This window comes from Methylorubrum sp. GM97 (assembly GCF_024347855.1).
GTDB classification, from domain to species: Bacteria; Pseudomonadota; Alphaproteobacteria; order Rhizobiales; family Beijerinckiaceae; genus Methylobacterium; species Methylobacterium extorquens.
Map to the genome: position 1 here is coordinate 5,076,087 of NZ_AP025942.1, position 19,575 is coordinate 5,095,661.

General features: G+C 68.9%; 18 protein-coding genes and 1 pseudogene. 9 read left to right on the forward strand and 10 right to left on the reverse strand.

Annotated elements, in window-relative coordinates:
* Positions 1-138: 138 nt before the first annotated feature.
* A complete protein-coding gene (locus MSPGM_RS23540; protein WP_003601894.1) occupies positions 139-1,026 on the forward strand; it encodes a LysR family transcriptional regulator in 888 nt (295 codons plus the stop codon).
* 5 nt (positions 1,027-1,031) lie between these two features.
* Here MSPGM_RS23540 and MSPGM_RS23545 read toward each other — a convergent pair whose 3' ends face one another.
* The gene (locus MSPGM_RS23545; protein WP_003601893.1) at positions 1,032-2,054 is read right to left on the reverse strand and encodes a zinc-binding dehydrogenase; all 1,023 of its coding nucleotides are present in this window, start codon (positions 2,052-2,054) and stop codon (positions 1,032-1,034) included.
* 361 nt (positions 2,055-2,415) lie between these two features.
* Here MSPGM_RS23545 and MSPGM_RS23550 point away from each other — a divergent pair, with 361 nt between their 5' ends.
* On the forward strand, positions 2,416-5,625 hold the full coding sequence (locus tag MSPGM_RS23550) for a GAF domain-containing protein (protein WP_003601892.1): 3,210 nt from the start codon (positions 2,416-2,418) through the stop codon (positions 5,623-5,625).
* Between the two features lie 67 nt (positions 5,626-5,692).
* On the opposite strand, the gene MSPGM_RS23555 is transcribed toward MSPGM_RS23550, so the two are convergent.
* The 7 genes from MSPGM_RS23555 to MSPGM_RS23585 form a co-directional block, all read right to left on the reverse strand.
* Complete coding sequence (locus MSPGM_RS23555) at positions 5,693-5,977, reverse strand: SH3 domain-containing protein (protein ID WP_003601891.1); 285 nt, start codon at positions 5,975-5,977, stop codon at positions 5,693-5,695.
* Between the two features lie 11 nt (positions 5,978-5,988).
* Complete coding sequence (locus MSPGM_RS23560; RefSeq protein WP_003601890.1) at positions 5,989-6,762, reverse strand: SDR family NAD(P)-dependent oxidoreductase; 774 nt, start codon at positions 6,760-6,762, stop codon at positions 5,989-5,991.
* A complete protein-coding gene (locus tag MSPGM_RS23565; RefSeq protein WP_003601889.1) occupies positions 6,759-8,045 on the reverse strand; it encodes a beta-ketoacyl-ACP synthase in 1,287 nt (428 codons plus the stop codon). Before MSPGM_RS23565 ends, MSPGM_RS23560 begins: the two co-directional genes overlap by 4 nt.
* A 126-nt stretch (positions 8,046-8,171) precedes the next feature.
* Positions 8,172-9,317: a beta-ketoacyl-ACP synthase gene (locus tag MSPGM_RS23570; protein ID WP_003601888.1), complete on the reverse strand. Its 1,146-nt coding sequence runs from the start codon at positions 9,315-9,317 to the stop codon at positions 8,172-8,174.
* On the reverse strand, positions 9,314-9,778 hold the full coding sequence (locus MSPGM_RS23575; RefSeq protein ID WP_003601887.1) for a 3-hydroxyacyl-ACP dehydratase FabZ family protein: 465 nt from the start codon (positions 9,776-9,778) through the stop codon (positions 9,314-9,316). The genes MSPGM_RS23570 and MSPGM_RS23575 overlap by 4 nt, the downstream gene beginning before the upstream one ends.
* Positions 9,779-9,806: 28 nt before the next feature.
* Positions 9,807-10,103: an acyl carrier protein gene (locus tag MSPGM_RS23580; RefSeq protein ID WP_003601886.1), complete on the reverse strand. Its 297-nt coding sequence runs from the start codon at positions 10,101-10,103 to the stop codon at positions 9,807-9,809.
* Between the two features lie 205 nt (positions 10,104-10,308).
* Entirely contained in the window at positions 10,309-10,797 is a 489-nt protein-coding gene (locus tag MSPGM_RS23585) for a hypothetical protein (RefSeq protein WP_003601885.1), read from the reverse strand.
* A 189-nt stretch (positions 10,798-10,986) separates the two neighbouring features.
* Here MSPGM_RS23585 and MSPGM_RS23590 point away from each other — a divergent pair, with 189 nt between their 5' ends.
* A complete protein-coding gene (locus MSPGM_RS23590) occupies positions 10,987-11,304 on the forward strand; it encodes a diguanylate cyclase domain-containing protein (protein WP_003601884.1) in 318 nt (105 codons plus the stop codon).
* Between the two features lie 42 nt (positions 11,305-11,346).
* Positions 11,347-12,426: an AI-2E family transporter gene (locus MSPGM_RS23595; RefSeq protein WP_003601883.1), complete on the forward strand. Its 1,080-nt coding sequence runs from the start codon at positions 11,347-11,349 to the stop codon at positions 12,424-12,426.
* Between the two features lie 4 nt (positions 12,427-12,430).
* On the opposite strand, the gene MSPGM_RS23600 is transcribed toward MSPGM_RS23595, so the two are convergent.
* The gene (locus MSPGM_RS23600; RefSeq protein WP_015857569.1) at positions 12,431-13,300 is read right to left on the reverse strand and encodes a Kdo hydroxylase family protein; all 870 of its coding nucleotides are present in this window, start codon (positions 13,298-13,300) and stop codon (positions 12,431-12,433) included.
* Positions 13,301-13,529: 229 nt separating this feature from the next.
* On the opposite strand from MSPGM_RS23600, the gene MSPGM_RS23605 reads away from it, so the two are divergent.
* Genes MSPGM_RS23605 through MSPGM_RS23615 form a run of 3 tightly spaced genes read left to right on the forward strand, consistent with a single transcriptional unit; the run spans position 13,530 to position 14,724 of the window.
* A complete protein-coding gene (locus tag MSPGM_RS23605) occupies positions 13,530-13,964 on the forward strand; it encodes a DNA-directed RNA polymerase sigma-70 factor (protein ID WP_003601881.1) in 435 nt (144 codons plus the stop codon).
* A gap of 4 nt (positions 13,965-13,968) precedes the next feature.
* The gene (locus tag MSPGM_RS23610; protein WP_003601880.1) at positions 13,969-14,382 is read left to right on the forward strand and encodes a cupin domain-containing protein; all 414 of its coding nucleotides are present in this window, start codon (positions 13,969-13,971) and stop codon (positions 14,380-14,382) included.
* Positions 14,383-14,427: 45 nt separating this feature from the next.
* Complete coding sequence (locus MSPGM_RS23615; protein WP_003601879.1) at positions 14,428-14,724, forward strand: hypothetical protein; 297 nt, start codon at positions 14,428-14,430, stop codon at positions 14,722-14,724.
* 74 nt (positions 14,725-14,798) lie between these two features.
* On the opposite strand, the pseudogene MSPGM_RS23620 reads toward MSPGM_RS23615, so the two are convergent.
* Positions 14,799-15,268, reverse strand: a pseudogene (locus MSPGM_RS23620) (Hsp20 family protein).
* A gap of 182 nt (positions 15,269-15,450) precedes the next feature.
* Between MSPGM_RS23620 and MSPGM_RS23625 the strand changes: the two are divergent.
* Both MSPGM_RS23625 and MSPGM_RS25435 read left to right on the forward strand, forming a co-directional pair.
* Entirely contained in the window at positions 15,451-16,443 is a 993-nt protein-coding gene (locus MSPGM_RS23625; protein WP_015857570.1) for an alpha/beta fold hydrolase, read from the forward strand.
* Positions 16,444-17,148: 705 nt separating this feature from the next.
* Positions 17,149-19,548 (forward strand): hypothetical protein, encoded by a 2,400-nt coding sequence (locus tag MSPGM_RS25435; RefSeq protein WP_003604404.1) that lies wholly within the window; start codon positions 17,149-17,151, stop codon positions 19,546-19,548.
* Positions 19,549-19,575: the final 27 nt, after the last annotated feature.

Here is a 19,575-nt window from a genome sequence, read left to right on the forward strand (position 1 = left end):
TCCGATCATGTCTGCCTCCGCTGTTGCGACGGACAGGATGGGGCGTGGCCCGCGATGAATCGAACGAATTGATTTTACGGAAACGGTGAGGAATGCTCATCGCAAAGGCTAAGCCGTGGCAGCAGGATCATCGTCGCCGTGAATGCGCCCAATCCCTCGAACCTCGATCTCGATCTCATCCGTACCTTCGTGACGATCTGCGAGGCCGGCACCTTCGCGCGCGCGGCCGAGCGGGTCGGGCGCACGCCCTCGGCGATTAGCCTTCAGGTCAAGCGCCTGGAGGAGCGTCTGGGCCGGGCGCTGTTCCTGCGGCAGCCGCGCGCCGTCGTGCCGACGGCGGACGGCGAGGCGCTGCTCGGCCTTGGCCGGCGCCTGCTCGCCTTGAACGACGAGGTGGTGACCTTCTTCGATGCGCCGCCGATGGAGGGACGGGTGTGCTTCGGCGCACCCAACGATTCCGGCCTGTTCGCCCTGCCGGCGATGCTGCGCCGCTTCGCGGCCACCCACCCGCAGGTCGAGGTCGATGTCCGGCTAGATGCGAGCCGCCTTCTGGTGGAGGCCATCGCCGACGGCGCGCTCGATCTCGTGCTCTTTGCCGGCCATCTCCCGTCGGACCGCGCGGCGCAGGTGGTCCATTCAGAGGATTTGGTCTGGGTCGGCCTGCGCGGCGGCCTCGCGGAGGCGCGCCGGCCCCTGCCGCTCGCGCTCTGCCAGAGCGGCTGCACGTGGCGGGCGGCGGCGCTCGACGCGCTCGATCAGGCGGGTATCGCCTACCGGGTCGCCTATACGAGCGAGCATTGCCAGGGACAGATCGCGGCGGTGGAGGCGGACCTCGCGGTGGCGCCGCTCCCGTTGAGCGTCGCGCGGCCGCCCTTCCAGCGGATCGCGGCCCTGCCGCCGCTCGGCAGCTACGACGTGCTGATGCGCCTGCGCGACAATGCCGGACCGGCGGCGCGGGCGCTCGCGGGCCATGTGGCGGACAGTTTTCGCGATCTTCCCGGCCTCGGCAGCCGGCTCTTCGCCTGAACGCGTCAGAGCGTCACGAGAATTTTTCCGAACACCTTGCGCGATTCCAGGCGCTCCAGGCCGCTGGCGAAATCGGCGAGCGGCAGCACCGTGTCGATGACCGGGGTCAGGCCGGCGGCCATCTTGTCGAGGCTCTGGCTCATGTTGGCGATGCGGCAGCCGAACGAGCCGGTGATGCGGTATTGCTGCTGGAACAGCTGCATCAGGTTCATCTGCACCGACACGCCGGAGGTCGAGCCGCAGGTGACGAGCCGCCCACCGCGCTTCAGGCAGAGCAGCGAGCCGTTCCACGTCTCGGCGCCGACATGCTCGAACACCACGTCCACGCCCTTGCGCTTGGTCAGCCGCCGCACCTCGCCCTCGAAGCGCTCCTCGCGGTAATTGACGACGTGGTCGGCGCCGAGCGCCTTCGCCTTCTCGCCCTTCGCGTCGTCGCCCACCGTCGTGTAGACGGTACAGCCGATCGCCTTGGCCATCTTGATCGCCGCCGTGCCGATGCCCGAGCCGCCGGCATGAACGAGGATCGACTCGCCCGGCTCTAGCCGTGCGTTGTCGAACAGCATGTGCTGCACCGTGCCGAAGGCGATGCCGGCGCAGGCCGCCTGGACGTGATCGACGCCCCCCGGCACCCGCACCACGAGGCGGGCCGGCAGGTTCACCCGCTCGCGGGCGAAGCCGTCGAGATGGAAGCCCATCACGCCGGAGACGTCCTCGCACAGGTTATCTCGCCCCTCCTGGCAGGCGCGGCATCGGCCGCAGGTCAGCGCGCCGTAGGGCACAACCGCATCGCCGACGGAGAGCCCCTCGACGCCCTCGCCGACCGCCGCGATCTCACCCGCCGCCTCCGCGCCGACGGTGAGCGGCAGCTTGCGCTTGGCGAAGGCCATGCCGCGAAAGCCCCACACGTCGATGAAGTTGAGGCCGACCGCCCGGACCCGGATCTGCACTTCGCCCGGTCCCGGCGCGGGCGGCGGCTCGACCTCGATGAGGCGCAGATCTCGGTCGCCGAAGAGCTGGAGGGCTTGCATCAGGATCGAACTCGTCTGGCGTTGAGGAAGGACTGGCGCGGCGTACGAACCGGGCCCGGCCGGGGTCGCCCGACGCCGTACCGCGAAACAGCGGGCGCCGGGAGCCCCCTCCGGCCGCAGCGCATCGACGATGCGCCGACCGGTTCGACGGACGGCTCTTCTCGATTCCGCGAGACACCGTTGCGCGATTGACGCGGGGCGCCAGGTGACTTTTGGATCAGAGCATGTCTTTCACATAAGGATGTGTCGAGTAGGCAGCGAGTGGCCAACCGGTGCGGGAATGTCCGCGTGTATTCGTGCCTACGATTGGGCACGGACACCTCTTGGCGCCATTGGTGATTGGCCGCAGAGTCTGAGGACGATGGTCGAGTTGATGCTCGGCTCTCCTTTGCCGGCCGCGATCGCCTGGGGTCCTGAACTTACGGTAATCTATAACGACGGTTTCGACGCGATCGACAACTTCAGCGATCCGCCGCCCCTTGGTCGCCCATTCACGAAAGTCTGGCCAAAGCCGGAAAGCGACGGAATCGTCGACTCGATACGACAGGGGCAGGCCCGTCAGATCATTGATCGCTACTGGGATCTTCCCGCGCGGACGGAGCGACCCTTCGGCTGGTTCACGTCCCAGTGGACGCCGCTGCGGGACGAAGCGGGAGGCTTCGCCGGGTTCTATCTCGCGGCCTTCGAGACGACCGATCGCGTCCTCGTCGAGCGGGCCTTGCTCGAGCGCGAGGAGCAGCAGGCCTTCGTGCTCGGCCTCAGCGACGCGCTGCGCCCCCTGGCCGATCCGCTCGAAGTCCAGGCCGTGGCCTGCCGCTTGCTCGGCGAGCACCTTCAGGCGGACTACACGTACTACCTCAACCTGTACGAGGCGGAGGGTTTCGCGATCATCGCACAGGATTTCGCGCGCGCGGGTCTCCCCTCGCGGGCCGGGAAATATCCCCTCAGCCTCGTCGGTTGGGCAATGCCCCATCAGGGCCAGGGCCAGCCGATCGCGATCACGGACGTGCAGACATCCCCCCTGGTCCCGGACGACTGCCGGGAGAGGGTGCTGGCCGACCGTGTCGTGAGCCTGCTCGGCATTCCGCTGGCGAAGCAGGGCCGCCTCGTCGGCGCACTTGCGCTCTCCATGACGACGCCGCGAGAATGGACCCCCGCGGAGATCGCGCTGGCCACCGAGATCGGCGAGCGCACCTGGGCGGCGATGGAGCGGGCCCGCGCGGAGAAGACGGCGCGCGAGGCCGACATTCGCCTGCGCACCCTGGCCGATGCCGCACCCGTCCTGATCTGGGACGCGGATTCGAGCGGCACGATCCTCGTCAACGACCACTATCTCGACTTCTTCGGTGTCAGCTTCGAGGCCGTGGCGGGGTATGGCTGGCAGAAGTTCCTGCATCCCGAGGATGCCGAGCGACACCTGTCTCTCTTCCAAGAGGCGTTCGCGCAGCGCCATTGCTTCACCGACGAGGCCCGGCTCCGCCGCGCCGACGGGCAGTACCGCTGGCTCAGCACGTCCGGCCGGCCGTTGGAGGACGGGCGCTTCGTCGGCGTCTCGATCGACGTCACCGAGCGGCGCCTCGCCGAGCAGCGCGTCAGGCGCAACAACGCCGTCCTCCAGGCGATCAACCTCGTCTTCAGCGAGACGCTCGGCGCCTCCTCGGAGGAGGAATTGGCGCGCATCTCCCTCGAAGTCGCCGAAGAGCTGACCGGCAGCGCCATCGGCTTCATCGGTGAGATCAATGAGACCACCGGGCGCCTCGACGGCCTGTTCTTCAGCGATCGGAGCCGGGCCCGCTACGCCGCGCACGCATCGGAGGGGGATGACGGCTTCCCGATGGGCAAGTCGGCGCTGGGGCTTGCGATTCACGGCATCTACGGGCGGGTGTTGCAGGATGGCGCGGGCGTCATCGTCAACGATCCCGCCTCCCATCCCGACCGCGTCGGCACGCCGGCCGGCCACCTGCCGCTGACGGCCTTCCTCGGCGTGCCGCTGAAGCAGGGTGACCGGACGCGGGGTCTGATCGGGCTCGGCAACCGCCCCGGCGGCTACCGGCCGGAAGACCTTGAGGCGGCGGAGGCGCTGGCGCCCGCGATCTGGCACGCCCTGCGCAGCAAGCGGGCGGAGCTGCGCCTGCGCGAGAGCGAGGAGCGTTTCCGGCAATTCGCCGAGGCTTCCTCCGACGTCCTCTGGATCCGCGATGCGGAGACGTTCGAGATGGAGTTCGTCAGCCCGGCGCTGCGGACAGTCTACGGCATCGAACCCAACGTGCTCGGCCCCGAGATCAGGCGGTGGGCCGGCCACATGCTGCCGGAGGATCGCGAGAACGCCCTGCAGAATCTGCAGCGGGCGGCGACCGGCCAATCCCTGCTGAACGAGTTCCGCATCAAGCGGCCGAGCGACGGCGCCTTCCGCTGGATCCGCAGCACGCTGTTTCCCCTGCGCGACGAGCAGGGCCGGGTGCGGCGCATCGGCGGTCTGTCCTCCGACATGACCGAGGCCAAGCTGCTGATCGGGCATCAGGCCGTGCTGCTCGCCGAATTGCAGCACAGGGTGCGCAACATCATGGCGGTGACCCGCTCGATCGTCGCCCGCACGGGCGAGCGGGCGGAGACCGTGTCCGATTACGCGTCCCTGGTGGGAGGGCGCCTCCTGACGCTGGCCCGCGTCCAGGCCCTGCTGACCCGCTCACCCAATGCCGGCGTGCCGGTCGCTACCATCGTCCGCGACGAGATCGACGCCCAGGACCTGCGCGCGGACCAGTACGATCTCTCGGGACCCAAAATCGAACTCTCGCCCAAGGCGGCGGAGATCCTGACGCTCGCCGTTCACGAACTGGCGACCAATGCCCTGAAATATGGAGCCTTGTCGGTGCCGGATGGGCGCGTGCGGGTGAATTGGTCCTCGTTCGAGAAGAGAGGCGAGCCCTGGCTCGGCTTCGATTGGGCGGAGGATGGGGTGTCGGAAGCGAAGATCGCGGATGAGCGTGAGGCGAATCGTCGCACCGGTGCTCGCCGTGGTTTCGGCCGCGAACTGATCGAGGGGCGCCTGCCTTACGAACTCGGGGGGCGCGGTCGCCTGGAGATCGGCCCGGAGGGGGCGCGGTGCCGCCTCGAATTTCCGCTCCGCGATGGCGCCAGCATTCTTGAAACCGATGCCCCGCAACGAGCGACCGTGTTCGGAGGAGCGCTCGACATGACCGGCGAACCAGATTTGAGCGGCTATCGTATCCTCGTGGTGGAGGACGATTACTATCTCGCCACCGATACGGCACGCGCGCTCCAGGGAGCGGGCGCGGAGGTGGTCGGCCCCTGCCCCAGCGAGGAGGCGGCGCGCGAGGCGCTCGATGAAGGCGCGCTGGCAGCGGCGCTGGTGGATATCAATCTCGGCTCAGGGCCGTCCTTCACCCTGGCGGCCCTGCTTCGGGAGCGCGGCGTGCCGTTCGTGTTCATCACCGGTTACGACGAGGGGGTGATTCCGCCGGATTTCGCCGATGTGGAGCGCCTCCAGAAGCCGGTCGAGCTGAAACGCGTCGTCAATTTCCTCGCCGACACGCTGCAGGCGGCGCAGTGAGACCCTCACTCCTCGCAGTTCGGGGACGCCGCGTCAGTCTTCGTGGTCCGGGACGTCGGCGCAGGGCTCAATCCGGCGTCAAGTAGCGCCGCCGCGCCCAGCCGAGGGTGCGGTCGAACTTCACCCGGCACCATGTCAGCCCGCTCGGCGTCTCGTTGGTGCAGCCGAAGCCGAGCACCCGGCGCCCGACCGGGATCTGTCCGAGGGCCGGCGCACCCGCATCCGGCGTCTCGCGGATCGTCAGGCTGTCGTCCCGCGGCAGGCCCTCGACACGGAAAGGCTCGGCGCCCCAGGCTGAACCACCGCCTGCGAGCAGCAGGGCAAAGGCGAGGCGGGGCAGGGAGCGAGACATCGCGGGCCGGTTCAGGTGCGGTGGATGCCCATCATCGCGGTCAACCCGCCATCGACGGGCAGCACGGCGCCGGTGATGTAGGCCCCGCCCTCCCCGATCAGGAAGGCGGCCATCGCCGCGACCTCTTCCGGCTTGGCGAAACGTCCGAGCGGGATCTGGCGCTCGATCCCCTCGCGATGGCTAGCATAGGCCGCCAGCATCTCGGTATCGATGAAGCCGGGCGCGATGACGTTGACGGTGACGCCGCGCTTGGCCGACTCGATCGCCAGCGTGCGGCAATAGGCGATCAGGGCGCCCTTGGTCGCCGCGTAGGCGGCATTGCCGGCATTGGCCTGAAGCGCGGCCACCGATCCGATGGCGACGATGCGGCCGGCGCGCGCTCGGATCATCCCACGCACCAGCGCCTTGGCGATCCGGGTCATCGACCAGAAGTTCACCTGCATCGCCGCCTCGGCCCGCTCACGGTCGAGCATGGCCGCCAGGGCGTCCGCCGACTGGCCGGCATTGTGGACGTAGCCGTAGAAGCCCTGGCCCTCGGCCCACTCGCAGAACGCCTCCACCGCGTCGCGGTCCGACAGGTCGAGGGCGCGGGCGGTGACGCTACCTTCGCCGTGCATCGGCACGAGTTCGTCGGCGAGCGCCTGCGCCCGCTCCGGCGAGGAGCGGTAGGTGAAGGTGACGGTGTGGCCGGCGGCCGCCAGGGCGCGGACGGTGGCCGCACCGAGACCGGAGGCGCCGCCGACGACGAGGACGGATTTTCTTTCGTCGCTCATGTCCGCACTCATGCCGGCTCGTCTCCCAGGACGAGGCAGGTGTTCTGCCCGCCGAAGCCGAAGGAATTCGAGAGGATCCGCGAGACGCGGGTGTCGCGGGCGGTCCCGACCACGTCGAGGAGCAGCGCCGGATCGGGCACCGCGTAGTTGATGGTCGGCGGGATGCGCCCCTTCTGGATCGTCAGCAGCGACACCACCGCCTCGATCGCGCCGGCCGCGGTGAGCGTGTGGCCGATCATCGACTTGTTGGAGGAGATCGGCAGGCGGGCCACCCGCTCGCCGAACACCGCCGAGCAGCCGAGCGCCTCCATCTTGTCGTTCTCCGGCGTCGAGGTGCCGTGGGCGTTGACGTGATCGATGGCCTCGGGCGTGACGCCGGCGTCGTCGAGGGCCGCGCGCATCGCCGCGATGACCGGCGCCCCGTCGGGGCTGGAGCGGGTCCGGTGGAAGCCATCGCCCTTCTCGCCGCAGCCGAGGACGTAGCCGAGGATTTTCGCGCCGCGCGCTCGCGCCGACTCGGCACTCTCCAGCACCAGGGCGGCGGCGCCCTCGCCCATGACGAAGCCGTCACGGTTCTTCGAGAACGGCTTCGAGGCGCCCTCCGGCGGATCGTTCTGCGTCGAGAGCGCCGAGAGCAGCGAGAAGCGGATCAGCGATTCGGGATTCACCGAGCCGTCGGTGCCGATGCAGAGCGCGGCGTCCATCTCGCCCCGGCGGATGGCCTCGACGCCGAGCTGGATCGCGGTGGCGCCCGACGAGCAGGCCGTCGACAGCGAGATCGGCGAACCGCGGGTGCCGAACCGGTCGGCGAGCCGGTCGGCCACCGTGCCGAAGATGAACAGGTCGTGCCACGCGTCAAAACGGCGGGACGCGGCGGCGCGCTGGAGGCCGGCATAGGTCACAGCATCCGGTTCGCCCGCGGCCTCCGCCAGAGCCTGCCGCTGCGGCCATTCCATCTCGACCGGCGGCACCGCCACGAACAGCCCGCCCGGAAAGCCCGCGCCGATGCCGGATTGCGTCACCGCCTCCTCGGCCGCCACCATGGCGAAGCGCTCGGACAGGAGCGGGGCCACCAGGGGGTCGGTGTCGAGGAAATCGACGGTGCCGGCGATGCGGGTGCGCAGGCCCTCGGTGGGGAAGCGGCTGATGGCGCGGATGCCGGAGCGTCCGGTCGTCAGCGCGTCCCAGTTCTCGGTGGCGCCGCGGCCGAGCGAGGTGACGATGCCGAGGCCCGTCACCGCGACGAGCGGGCGTCCCAGGGCATCGTGGGTGGAGGAGGAGCGCGGTTCTGGCATCGGGGCCTCAGACCATGGTTTCGGCCGGCACGCATCCGGACCGCCGCGGTGGCGGTCTCCGAAGCGGCGGGCACTCGTTCTCGCATCGCCATCGTCCCGAAAGCCGGCAGCCCTCGGGATGATGCGCTAGATCCTCACGACGCGGATCACGCCCTCGCCGCGGCGGTGGCCGACCGAGGTGACCGCGACCTCCGCGGCCGATCCTGCGGCGCAGAGTGCGGCGGCCAAGGCCGCCCCGAACGGGGCCGCGACCTCCATCGGATGGCCGATCATATCGCCCGTGGCGCGGATGCGCGCGCCCGGCAGCGCCGCGTCGAGTCCGGCGATCTCCTCCGCCGCGAGGTCGGCCAGACCGGTGGCGCCCGAGAGCACCACGTCCGGCCGCTCGATCCCGGCCTCGCCGATGAGGCGGGTCAGGCTCGCGGACACGCTGCCCGGCGCGCGGGCCACCCGGTCGTTGGCTACCGGCATCAGCCGGGCCAGGGCCTTCGCACCGCGGGCGGCGGCGTGTTCGGCTGCTTCCAGCACAAGGAAGGCGGCGGCGCTGCCGAGCACGAAGCCGCCCGTGCCCTCGGCCCCCCGCTCGAAGACCGGCCGGTAGGCGGTCTTGAGAAGGTAGCCGCCCATCTCGTGGACGACCATCACGTCGGGCCGCTCGGCGTTGTAGGAGCCGCCCACCATCATGGTGTCGACCTGGCCCGAGGCGATGCGGGCATGACCGATGCGCAGGGCATCGACGCCGCTCGACTCCTCGCCCATGAAGGTGCGCGAGGCGCCGGTGACACCGTGGACGATGCTGATATTGCCCGCGAGCAGGTTCGAGAGCTGGGCCAGGAACAGGGTCGGCCGGAGGTCGTTGAGGAGCCGCTCGTTGAGGAAAGCGCCGGGATCGTTGGTGCCGCGCAGGCCGGTGAGGATCGCGCCGTCGACGGCGTAGTCGCGTTCGCCACCGCCCGCCGCCACCACGAGCGGCAGCGCCGACTTGAAGCCCGCATCCTCCTTCACCCCGGCCGAATCGAGCGCGAGGCCGGCGGCGTAGACGCCGAGCCGCTGCCACGCCTCCATCTGCCGCTGATCCGACTTCTTCGGGATCTGCGCGTCGAGGCTCACCGGTGCCACCGGGTGCACCGGATAGGGCGCGAACGTCTCCGCATCCGTGCGCGGCGGCGCATGCGAGGCGAAGGCGTTCAGGTGCGTCTCGATCCCCTCGCCCGCGCAAGAGACGAGGCCGATCCCGGTGATGACGACGTCACGGGCCTGCGGACGGCTCACGGCTGGGCTCCATCCAGAAGGCCGATCTTCCGGGCGCGTTCGCGCATCGGCGCGTCGAGGCCGGCCGGAAACGGCATGGTGCGGAATCGCAGCTCCGCATCGCACAACGCCTTGCCCTCGTGGCGGATCGCGGCCTTCGTCACCGCATAGCCCGAGCCGTCGTGCTCCAGGGTCGCCGTGATCTCAAGGGCGGCCCCCGGACCGACGAAGGAGCGGAAGCGCGCCTTGTCCACGGCCATGAGGAACGGCATCTGCGCGAAGTCGAGATGGGCCAGCACGAGGTAGCCGGAGGCCTGTGCCATGGTCTCGGTGAGCAGGACGCCCGGCACCAGCGGGTGGCCGGGGAAATGTCCCTCGAAGACCGGGCTCGCCTCGGGCACGAGCGCCCGCGCCTCGATGCGGCCGGCGGCGCGGTCGAGCCGCACCACGGAGTCGATCATCTCGAAATATTCGAGCCGCATCGCGCGTGAATCCCTGAAGCCCGACGGATCAGGCCTTGGCGGCCTTCTCGGCGACCAGAGCGTCGATGCGTGCGCAGAGGTTCTTCAGCACGAAGTACTGCTCGGCCGGAACCTTGCCCTCGTTGACTTCCTGGGTCCAGCGCTCCAGCGGCAGCTTGATGCCAAAGGCTTTGTCGACCGCGAAGGCGATGTCGAGGAAGGCGAGCGAATCGATGCCGAGATCGTCGATGGCGTGGCTCTCGGGCGTGATCTTGTCACGCGGGATATCCGCCGTCTCGGCAATGATGTCCGCGACGCGGTCGAAGGTGGCGGTCTCGTTCGACATTAGGGCTGGCCGCTTTCTTGATTCTTCATATCCGGCGTCGCCAACCCCTCGCACGGCACGCCCCCAAGACGCCCGAGCCGGTCTGCGGCCCCGCTTCGCCGCCGGTTCCCGATGGCGCTTATGAAAAGATCGCGACCCCTTACACGAAGCGATGGAGCACGGGCAACCTCGGGCGTTGCGGCCGGCCCGCCTCCTGCCCTGGCTCTCAGCCGGCCGAGCGGCTGAGGTCGAGCGCCGGCGCACGGGTGTCCGCCCCCTGCCGCGGACGCTCGCGACCGATGCGGCGGCCCTCCGCCGGCGCCGTCCGCTTGCGCTCCGCCGTGCGCGGGCGCACCAATTCGCCGAGCGCTACAAACTGGTCGTTGTGCCGCTGCCCCGCATCCTGAATGCCGAAGCCGAGTGCGAAGGAGCGGGCGAGATCCGCGTCGGCCGCCACACCGTAGCGATCGAGGGCGGCCAGGAAGACCCGCCGGAAGCCCAGCGGCGCACACCACGCCTTTTCCGCAAGCTGCATCGGCCAAGTCCACAGCCCGTCGCCGCGGCGGCTGGCGATCTCCTCACGGGCAATGAAATAGCCGCTTGCCGGGTGCTCGAGGCCTTCCTCGAGAATGCGCCAGTCGCGGTCCGGGGACGGCTGCCGCGCCGCAGGTGCCGGCCGGTCGAGCCCGTCGTCGTCGAAGCCGATCTCGATCATGGAAGCCTCCTGCCTTGCGGGCTGCGCCGGGGCAGCGAATCAGTCCGGAACGTTCCATGAACAGTGCGTCTGGGCGGCGAACAGGTCAAGCCTTTGTTCGTAGTTCGTTCCAATTCTCGCCGGGTCCTTTGCCGGTTTGCGTGCGCGTTGGACAAGGCGAGGCAACCAGTCTCGGTGGGAGCAGATAAGATGCCGCCCGGCATCGTGAACATGGGCTCGGAGGCCTGCCTCATCCGACTTTGCGGCGACGAGTTCGTGCTGCTCGTATCCGAACGAAGCCCGGCCGAGGCGCGCTGGCTCGCCGAAGAAATACATTGCGCGGTCGCTCGTGTGGACGACCTTCCGGCCTGGACCATCAGCCTCGGCATCGCCGTGGTCGAGCCGGGCGAGACGGACGTTTCCGCCGCCATCGAGAGGGCCGACCGCTCCCTCTGTCGCGCCAAGGCCCGGGGCGTGACCGTGCCGCGGCCTGAAGCCGCCTCTGGATTGCCGCTGTGCCCGCCATAGGTCGCTCGCGCCGACACATCGGCGGAACGGAGTGAGGCGGCGATGGGCGGCACGGATCGGACGGAACCTGAGCTCGCCCGCAGCCAGAGGGTGCTGCGCGCTCTCCTCGTCGCGGCGCTGCTGGCGCTCGGCCTCTACATCCTGTCCGGCTTCCTGAGGGCGCTGGTGTGGGCGGTGGTGCTCGCCATCGCCCTCTGGCCGCTCTTCGTCCGCGCGCACCGCCGCTTCCCGCCGGGGCGGCACAACATCCTGTGGCCTGCCGTCTTCACCGGCCTCGTCGCTCTGGTTCTGCTACTGCCCATCGCCGTGCTGGCGGTCGAGGCGGGCCGCGAGGCGCACGACCTCCTGGCCTATGCCCGCGAGGCCGAGCGCAACGGCATCCCTGTGCCGGATTTCGTCGCCCGCCTGCCCTATGGGGCTGCCGCCGTCACCGATTGGTGGAACGCCCACCTCGCCCATGCGGGACTGGCGCACGAACTGAGCGAGCGGCTCAACACGACCTCGAACCGGGACCTCACCCGCAGCCTCGGGGCGGGTTTGGTGCACCGGGCGGTGCTGTTCGGGTTCTGCCTGCTGGCGCTGTTCTTCCTGTTTCGCGAGGGCGATACGGTGATCGCGCAGTCGCTGCGGGCGAGCCATCGCCTGTTCGGGCCGCGCGGCGAGCGGGTGGCGCGCCAGATGGTGGCCTCCGTCCATGGCACGGTGGACGGGCTCGTTCTCGTCGGGATCGGCGAGGGCTTCCTGCTTGGGATCGTCTACGCCTTTGCCGGCGTGCCGCACCCGGTGCTGTTCGGAGCGCTCACTGCGGTGGCCGCGATGATCCCCTTCGGTGCGCCGCTGGCTTTCGGCCTCGCCGCCGTGCTGCTGCTGGCGGGCGGGGCGGTCGTCCCCGCCGCGATCGTGGTGGCGGCGGGCTTCGTCGTCACCTTCGTCGCCGACCATTTCGTGCGCCCGGCGCTGATCGGCGGCACCACCCGCCTGCCCTTCTTGTGGGTGCTGCTTGGCATCCTCGGCGGCGTCGAGACCTTCGGCCTGCTCGGACTGTTCGTCGGCCCGGCGGTGATGGCCGCTTTGATCCTGCTGTGGCGCGAATTCACGGAAGGGTCGGGGGAGCCCGCGTGACCCCTCAATGCTTCAGCGGCCGCCCGAGCTTCTTTGCCAGGATCCGCTGCGGGCTCTTCTCGGGGTCGGCTTGGTCGGCGACCGCGATGTAGGCGGTCTGCTCCAGCATGTAGCGCCCGCCCATGGCGCCGTGCATCACGAGGTCGGAGAAGGTCACCCAGGTCTCGCCGGGCTGGAAGCGCACATCCGCCTGGGGCGCGTTGGCCTGATAATCCAGGTCGCGCTTCAGGGCGTCGTGGAGGTGCAGCATCAGGTGATCGTATTCCGAGCGCTTGGCCTTGGTGATCTTGAGCGCGGCCAGCACGCTCGCCGAGAGGCCGGAATAGCCCGGGAGCTTCGGCAGGAATTTCTCGGCCATCGAGCCGAAATCCTCGCCGACCCGCCACAGCCGCGGCTGCCCCTCGGCGTTGATGTTGCGGAAGATGCGCAGGATGCGCCGCTCGCCGATCGGGTTGGAGGGGAAGGCATCGACATGCATGCGCGTGTCGTCGCGCCGCCAGCTCAGCTTGCGCTTGTCGACGTCGAACGGCCGGTAGGAGGTGCCCGCGAGCGAGACCTTTTCGCGGTAGGCCGGGAGATAGGTGTCGATCAGATTTTCCGCGAAGCGGCGGTAGCGCACCAGGAGGTCGCGCAGGCGCGCCTGCTCCTCCGCGCTGCCGGCTCCGCCTCGCAGTTCGGCCGTCTCGTTGCGGATCGCGACGTTCTTGGCCTTGCCGTCGGCGAAGGGGCGCTCGACGAAACGCTGCTCGAAGGCGTCGAAGGGGAAGTCGAGGTCGCGGAAGACGAGGACCGAGCCGCTTTCCAGCGCCTCGACAAGGCCGGGCGCGCCCGGCACCGCCTCGGCGCGGGAGACGGGAAGGACGGGGCTGATCATGGCTGGCATTTCCCGCACGATTGGATGGTGCGCGGTGTAACCGACCGGCTCACGCTCTGCCAACATGCCGGCCCGGTGCGGCATCGGGTCGGACCTGACGTTTTGTGGTGGACGAGAGCGTCCGTCCGCTTGCCCCGTTGCTCATGCGCGCGTCTCCTGATCCGCAACCTGGGGCATGGGCGGAGCGTTCTCTCCGCGAGAACGTCCGTTCCCGGACGAGGAGCCGGCCATGGCGACGCTGAAGGAATTCGAGGAGGCTCTGCGCGAGCACGGCATGCACATGGCGCTCGCCCTACTGGAGCGCCTGCGCGAGCGTGACCGCCAGACCCGCACCATCCGCCCGGCCCGGCGCCTCACCGGCCAGAAGATGACGCCCGATCTCGCCCGCGCGATCCTGGAACTGCACGCCTCCACCGGCATGACGCAGCAGGAGATCGCCTTCAAGGTCGGGGTGAACCAGGGCCGGGTCAACGAGGTGATCAAGCGCGGCAAGTGGCTCGACGACGATCCCCACGCCCCCGAGGCGGTGGCGCGCGACAAGGCGAAGGCACGGATGCGCGCCGACCCCAAACCCCGTCCGAAGCCCTCGGTTCGCAAGGAGACGCCGCGCGCGGCAAAGCGGCCGGCCGCCCCCCAGGGGCAGTTCGCGTTCGGGGACATGTAGCGCCATGACCGGCACGGGCGCGGCGCTCTGCCGGGTGGTGCGGCCCGGCAAGGCCTTCATCGGCAAGCAAGGATTGTCCTACGCGCCCGGCATCTCGGCGGAATCGGCGGGGGCGACGGGCCTTCACCTGCAAATGGTGACGATCCCACCCGGAGCGCGTGCCAAGGCCCATAAGCACGAGGGCCACGAGACCGCGATCTACGCGCTCGCCGGCACCTCCTGCACATGGTGGGGCGAGCGGCTGGAGCACCACACCGAGCTGCGGCCCGGCGAGTACTTCTACATTCCGGCCGGCATGCCGCACCTGCCCTACAATCCGAGCCCGACCGAGCCCTGCACGGCGCTCATCGCCCGCACCGATCCGAACGAGCAGGAAAGCGTGGTGCTGCTGCCGGAGCTCGACGGGATACATCCGTGACGGGCACGGTTGAGGAATCGGATTTCCTCTCGCCGGACCTCTTCGATGCGATGCGCCCTGGTTTGCGTAGCTCTGCTCGCCGGCATCGGGCCTGCTCTGGCGCAGCGCCCCTCCACCACGAACCTCACCTGCGCCCAGGCCCGCGCCGTGGTCACGCAGCAGGGCGCGGCGGTGCTCGGCACCGGCGGGCCGACCTTCGACCGGTTCGTGCGCGACCGCTCGTTCTGCGAGGCGACCGAGATCGGTCGGCGTGCCTTTGTGACGACCCGCGACAATCCCGGCTGCTTCGTCGGGTACACCTGCTACGAGCCCGGTCCCGGCGACCGGTTCGGGGATTTCTGACCCAGAGATGTGAAAACGCCCCGGCCTCGACGGCCGGGGCGCTCCCCTGCGGGGTCAGCCTTGCGGCTGAACGGTTACGCGGCCTGCTGGACCGAGCCCTCGATCACCGGCTGGCTCGACGGCCGGCTGGCGATCTCAATGCGGCGCGGCTTCTTCGCCTCCGGGACCTCGCGGACGAGATCGACATGGAGGAGGCCGTTCTCGAGTACGGCGCCGGTCACCTGAACGTGGTCGGCGAGCTGGAAGCGGCGCTCGAAGGCGCGGGCGGCGATGCCCTGGTAGAGAACCTCGGCGGACTTGCCCTCGGCAGGCTTGCGCTCACCCTTGATGGTGAGGGCGTTCTCCTTCACCTCGATCGACAGGTCGGCCTCGGTAAAGCCGGCGACCGCGACGGTGACGCGGTAGACGTTCTCACCGGTGCGCTCGATGTTGTAGGGCGGATAGGTCGGTGCCGCCTCGGTGCTCACGAAACCGTCGAGGGCCGAGAACAGGCGGTCGAAACCGACGGTGGAACGGTACAGGGGGCAAGATCGAACTGACGCATCACATATCCTCCAGAAGAAGCAACATGCTCGATGTATTCGGGTCCGCCCGTGGGCCGGACCGTCGCGCCGCCGTCTCGGCCGGCGCATCGATGATATTGGTGGGCTCCAAAAACCGTGCAAGGGTCTGTTTGCGGGGATTTCGCGTGAGCTTGAGCAAAAATTTTTTCGAGGCGCGCCCATCGTGCTGACCCTGCGTCCCACCCCCGGTAATCCGGTGCCGCCCGGCGCCCGCCTCGTGCCGGTCGAGACCGCCGACGGCGTCTCCTTGCGGGCCGCGACGTGGCAGCCGACGACGCGGGGCGTGAAGGGCACGGTCTGCCTGCTTCAGGGCCGGGCCGAGTTCATCGAGAAGTATTTCGAGACGATCAGCGACCTGCGTGCCCGCGGCTTCTGCGTGGTCGCCTTCGACTGGCGCGGCCAGGGCGATTCCGGCCGTCAGGTCCGCGACGCCCACAAGGGCCATGTCCGCCACTTCGATGATTACCGCCTCGACCTGAAGGCGATCACCGAGACCGTGCTCGTGCCGATGATGCCCGAACCGCATTTCGGGCTCGCTCATTCCATGGGCGGGGCGGTGGCGCTGACACTCGCGGCGGAGGGCCGGCTGCCGTTCCGGCGGCTCGTCACCGTCGCCCCGATGCTGGCGATCCGCATGGTGCGCTGGCCGGCGGGCGCCTCGCTGCTGGCGCGGGGCCTGCAGCGGCTTGGGCTCGGGCGTTGCTACATCCCCTTCGGCACGGCCGTCTCGATCGCCACGAAGCCGTTCGCCGGCAACCGCCTCTCGACCGATCCGGTGCGCTACGCCCGCAACGCCGAGGCCGCCCGCGCGGTCGGGGCCGGTGCGGTCGGCGATCCGACCATCGCCTGGCTCGCCGCCGCCTTCCGGGCGATGCGCCGGCTGGCGGACCCGGCGCTGATCCGGCGGATCCGCACGCCCTGCCTGATCGTCGCGGCGGGCGCCGACCCGGTCTGCAGCACGCCGGCGGTCGAGCGCTTCGCCGCCCGGCTCAAGACCGGGCACCTGATCGTGCTGCCGGGCGCCCGCCACGAGATCCTGACCGAGTGCGACGCGGTCCGCGCCGATTTCTGGGCGGCCTTCGACGCGTTCATTCCCGGCCATCTCGTCCATTCGGCCGCCGGCGAAGCCGCTCCTCACGCCACCGTCGCCGGCTGAGCGGATCGGGCTTCGCGGGCGCCGTCCGCCCGCGGCGTTGGCGGCCGGCCACGTCCGACGGCGTGGTCGCAACCTGCGCGAATGCAGGCTGGTTTGCACTTCGCTGGCGTTAAACGTGTTTTCCCGGAGCACCGCGCGGGCTTGTGGATCGGTTTCCGCTTCGATCGAGCGGAAACCAGGTCGACCGGGCCGCCGGTTGCGCCGCGCGCGCGTAAAGACCTCGTCATCCGGTTCGCCGGGATGCGATCCGGTCACGTCGGATTCGCAGGTCTGAAGCGTTCTCGATCGGAATCTGCCGCCCGCCCTCTCGGCGCGTTCAATGTCCGGACTGCGTCGGCCCTGCATCCCATAGTAATGCCCGACGGCTGGTTCGATTTCGGATTTTCTATTTCGCTCCTCGCACGTCCCAGGTCCGCAGCCTGTCGAAGCGAACTCTGTTCCATATTGCCGTCAAGCCATCAGGTTATTCAAATATAAATTTGGGATCTACATGATTTCTCATGTGATGATAGGCGAATAATTCAGTTAAAATCCGAATTTGTAGGTCAATCGCTTAGGAGCATCTTCATACTAGATTGCGATTCATCCAGCTTCTTGTTGGTCAACCTCGGAGCCGGCCTGTCACAAGCCGACTTAGAGTTGCCCGACGGCGGCGGAACAGCGAAGCGATCCGGAAGCAGCGCGGATGGCTCGGAGGATGAAAATATGGCGAAAATCTCGGTCACCTGGGCCAATGAATACTCGATGGGGTTGGCCGGGTGGCAGGCTGGTCTGATCCTCGCGACGGCACAGGCGGCTGCCGACGCTTGGGGCAAGTACATCCAAGTCGAGAGCACGTTCGATATCGCGATCGGGATCGGCAATGTCGGCGGCGCCCTCGCCAACGGCGGCCCTCAATGGACCTGGAACGGGAGATGGTGGGAAAACACCCCCATCCTGAAGGCCCGCGAGGGGTATGACCCGAACGGCGGCGTGCAGGACGCCAACCTCACGCTCGGTGAGCATACGTTCCGCGATTGGTTCTACGATCCGACAGGTGTTGCGGCCGCGCCCGGCAACAGGTTCGATGCCTTCACCATTTTCCAGCACGAGATCGGCCACGGGCTGGGCTTCCTCGAATTCCCTGCCACGGTCGGAGCCAACGGGCTGCTCCTCTTCAATGGTGAGAACACGCGGACGGTTCTCGGCGGCCCGGTCGTGCTCGATGGGGCCCGGGCGCATGTGTGGGGATCCGAGGATCTCATGGACCCCTATCTCGGCTGGGGCCAGCGGTCCTACATCTCGGACCTCGACCTGGCGATGCTTCAGGACAAGGGGATGCCGATCTCGACCGAGCGGGCCGACAAGATGTGGCTCGGCAACCGGGCTGACACCTTCTTCGCCTATGGCGGTGACGACTGGATCGACGGCGGCTGGGGCGACGACAAGCTCTTCGGCGGCGTGGGCAACGACACGCTCATCGGCGGGGACGGGAACGACGCGCTGGACGGCGGCGTGGGCAACGACACGCTCATCGGCGGGGACGGGAACGACGCGCTGGACGGGGGCGCGGGCGACGATACGCTTATCGGCGGAAATGGGGGCGACACGCTGGAAGGGGGCGAGGGCATCGACAGGGCCGTGTTGACCGGCCGGAGCCAGGACTACGTCGCGCTCTACGGCGCCACCGGCTCACTCGCCATCAAGCACCTCGGCTCCGGCAGCATCGACACGCTGACCTCGATCGAGACGCTGAACTTCGACGACACCGTGCTCGGCATGCCGGGCCTCCTCGCCCATCTGCAACAGCGCTTCGGGCCCGTACAGGCCGGCAAGGCGCCCTACGAGATGGCCCTGAACGCCGCCGCGGACGACGCCTACCGCCCCGACATCCCCGAGATCGACGGCGCGTTCAGCGTCACCGCGCGGGTGCGGTTCGACGACCTCGCCGGCGGCCATTTCCAGCGCGTCTTCGATACCGGCAACGGTCCGGACAGCGACAACATCTGGCTCGGTCAGGTCGGCAACGGCCGGGACATGGCCTTCGAGATCCTCGACGGCGCGATCAAGCATAGCATCACCGCCAGGGACGGCATCACCCAGGGCGTCGAGGCGCGCTGGACCGCCGGTGTCGACGAGCGCGGATGGATGTCGCTGTACAAGGACGGTGTACTCGTCGCCGAGGGTCAGGGGGGGGTGCCCCGCGACCTGACGCGCGCGAAGGATCTCGTGGGCCAATCCAACTGGGCGCAGGACGCCGCGCTGAAGGGCAGCATCTACGACCTGACCTTCAAGGACGACCTGCCCGACATCCACGGCGCCTTCACCGCCAGTGCGACGGTCCGGTTCGATGATCTCGATGCCGGCGCATGGCAGCGCGTCTACGACATCGGCAACGGTGCTGGCGCCGAGAACGTCTTTCTCGGCCAGATCGGCACCTCCAGCGACATGCAGTTCATGATCCTGAACGGCACCAACTCCGCCAACATCGTGGCCAAGGGCGCGATCGTCGAAGGCCAGGAAGCGACCTGGACGACCAGCGTCAACGAGACCGGTTGGATGCGCCTGTTCAAGGACGGCGTACTCCTGGCCGAGGGACAGGGCATCGTCCCGAAGGACGTCGCGCGGACCAACGAGTTCGTCGGCAAGTCCAACTGGACATGGGACAAGCCGCTCGTCGGCGAGGTGAGCGACCTGACGATCACGCCGTTCAAGGGCATCCCGGAGATCGACGGCGCCTTCAAGATGTTCGCCGAAGTCCGCTTCGACGATCTCGCCCACGGAAACTATCAGCGCGTGTTCGATACCGGTAACGGGCGGGACAGCAACAACATCTGGCTCGGTCAGGTCGGCAACGGTGACGACATGGCCTTCGAGATCCTCACGGGCGCCACGAAACACCGGATCACGGCGGCGGACACCATCGTCGAGGGTGAGATGGCGAAGTGGCAGGCCAGCGTGGACGAGGCCGGCTACATGCGCCTGATCAAGAACGACAAGCTCGTGGCCGAGGGCCAGGGCGCGGTTCCGCTGGATGTGCTGCGCACCAGCGATCTGGTCGGCCAGTCCAACTGGTCGTGGGATACCGCGCTGGCCGGACAGGTGAAGGATCTGATCTTCGCCTGAGCCGGTCGCCCATCGCCGGGGCGGACC

What these genes read in the sequence shown, in the direction of transcription:
- MSPGM_RS23545 (WP_003601893.1), bottom strand. Translation starts at nt 2,054, where the DNA reads ATGCAAGCCCTCCAGCTCTTCGGCGACCGAGATCTGCGCCTCATCGAG.
- MSPGM_RS23550 (WP_003601892.1), top strand. Translation starts at nt 2,416, where the DNA reads ATGGTCGAGTTGATGCTCGGCTCTCCTTTGCCGGCCGCGATCGCCTGG.
- MSPGM_RS23555 (WP_003601891.1), bottom strand. Translation starts at nt 5,977, where the DNA reads ATGTCTCGCTCCCTGCCCCGCCTCGCCTTTGCCCTGCTGCTCGCAGGC.
- MSPGM_RS23560 (WP_003601890.1), bottom strand. Translation starts at nt 6,762, where the DNA reads ATGAGTGCGGACATGAGCGACGAAAGAAAATCCGTCCTCGTCGTCGGC.
- MSPGM_RS23565 (WP_003601889.1), bottom strand. Translation starts at nt 8,045, where the DNA reads ATGCCAGAACCGCGCTCCTCCTCCACCCACGATGCCCTGGGACGCCCG.
- MSPGM_RS23575 (WP_003601887.1), bottom strand. Translation starts at nt 9,778, where the DNA reads ATGCGGCTCGAATATTTCGAGATGATCGACTCCGTGGTGCGGCTCGAC.
- MSPGM_RS23580 (WP_003601886.1), bottom strand. Translation starts at nt 10,103, where the DNA reads ATGTCGAACGAGACCGCCACCTTCGACCGCGTCGCGGACATCATTGCC.
- MSPGM_RS23585 (WP_003601885.1), bottom strand. Translation starts at nt 10,797, where the DNA reads ATGATCGAGATCGGCTTCGACGACGACGGGCTCGACCGGCCGGCACCT.
- MSPGM_RS23590 (WP_003601884.1), top strand. Translation starts at nt 10,987, where the DNA reads ATGCCGCCCGGCATCGTGAACATGGGCTCGGAGGCCTGCCTCATCCGA.
- MSPGM_RS23595 (WP_003601883.1), top strand. Translation starts at nt 11,347, where the DNA reads ATGGGCGGCACGGATCGGACGGAACCTGAGCTCGCCCGCAGCCAGAGG.
- MSPGM_RS23600 (WP_015857569.1), bottom strand. Translation starts at nt 13,300, where the DNA reads ATGATCAGCCCCGTCCTTCCCGTCTCCCGCGCCGAGGCGGTGCCGGGC.
- MSPGM_RS23605 (WP_003601881.1), top strand. Translation starts at nt 13,530, where the DNA reads ATGGCGACGCTGAAGGAATTCGAGGAGGCTCTGCGCGAGCACGGCATG.
- MSPGM_RS23610 (WP_003601880.1), top strand. Translation starts at nt 13,969, where the DNA reads ATGACCGGCACGGGCGCGGCGCTCTGCCGGGTGGTGCGGCCCGGCAAG.
- MSPGM_RS23615 (WP_003601879.1), top strand. Translation starts at nt 14,428, where the DNA reads ATGCGATGCGCCCTGGTTTGCGTAGCTCTGCTCGCCGGCATCGGGCCT.
- MSPGM_RS25435 (WP_003604404.1), top strand. Translation starts at nt 17,149, where the DNA reads ATGGCGAAAATCTCGGTCACCTGGGCCAATGAATACTCGATGGGGTTG.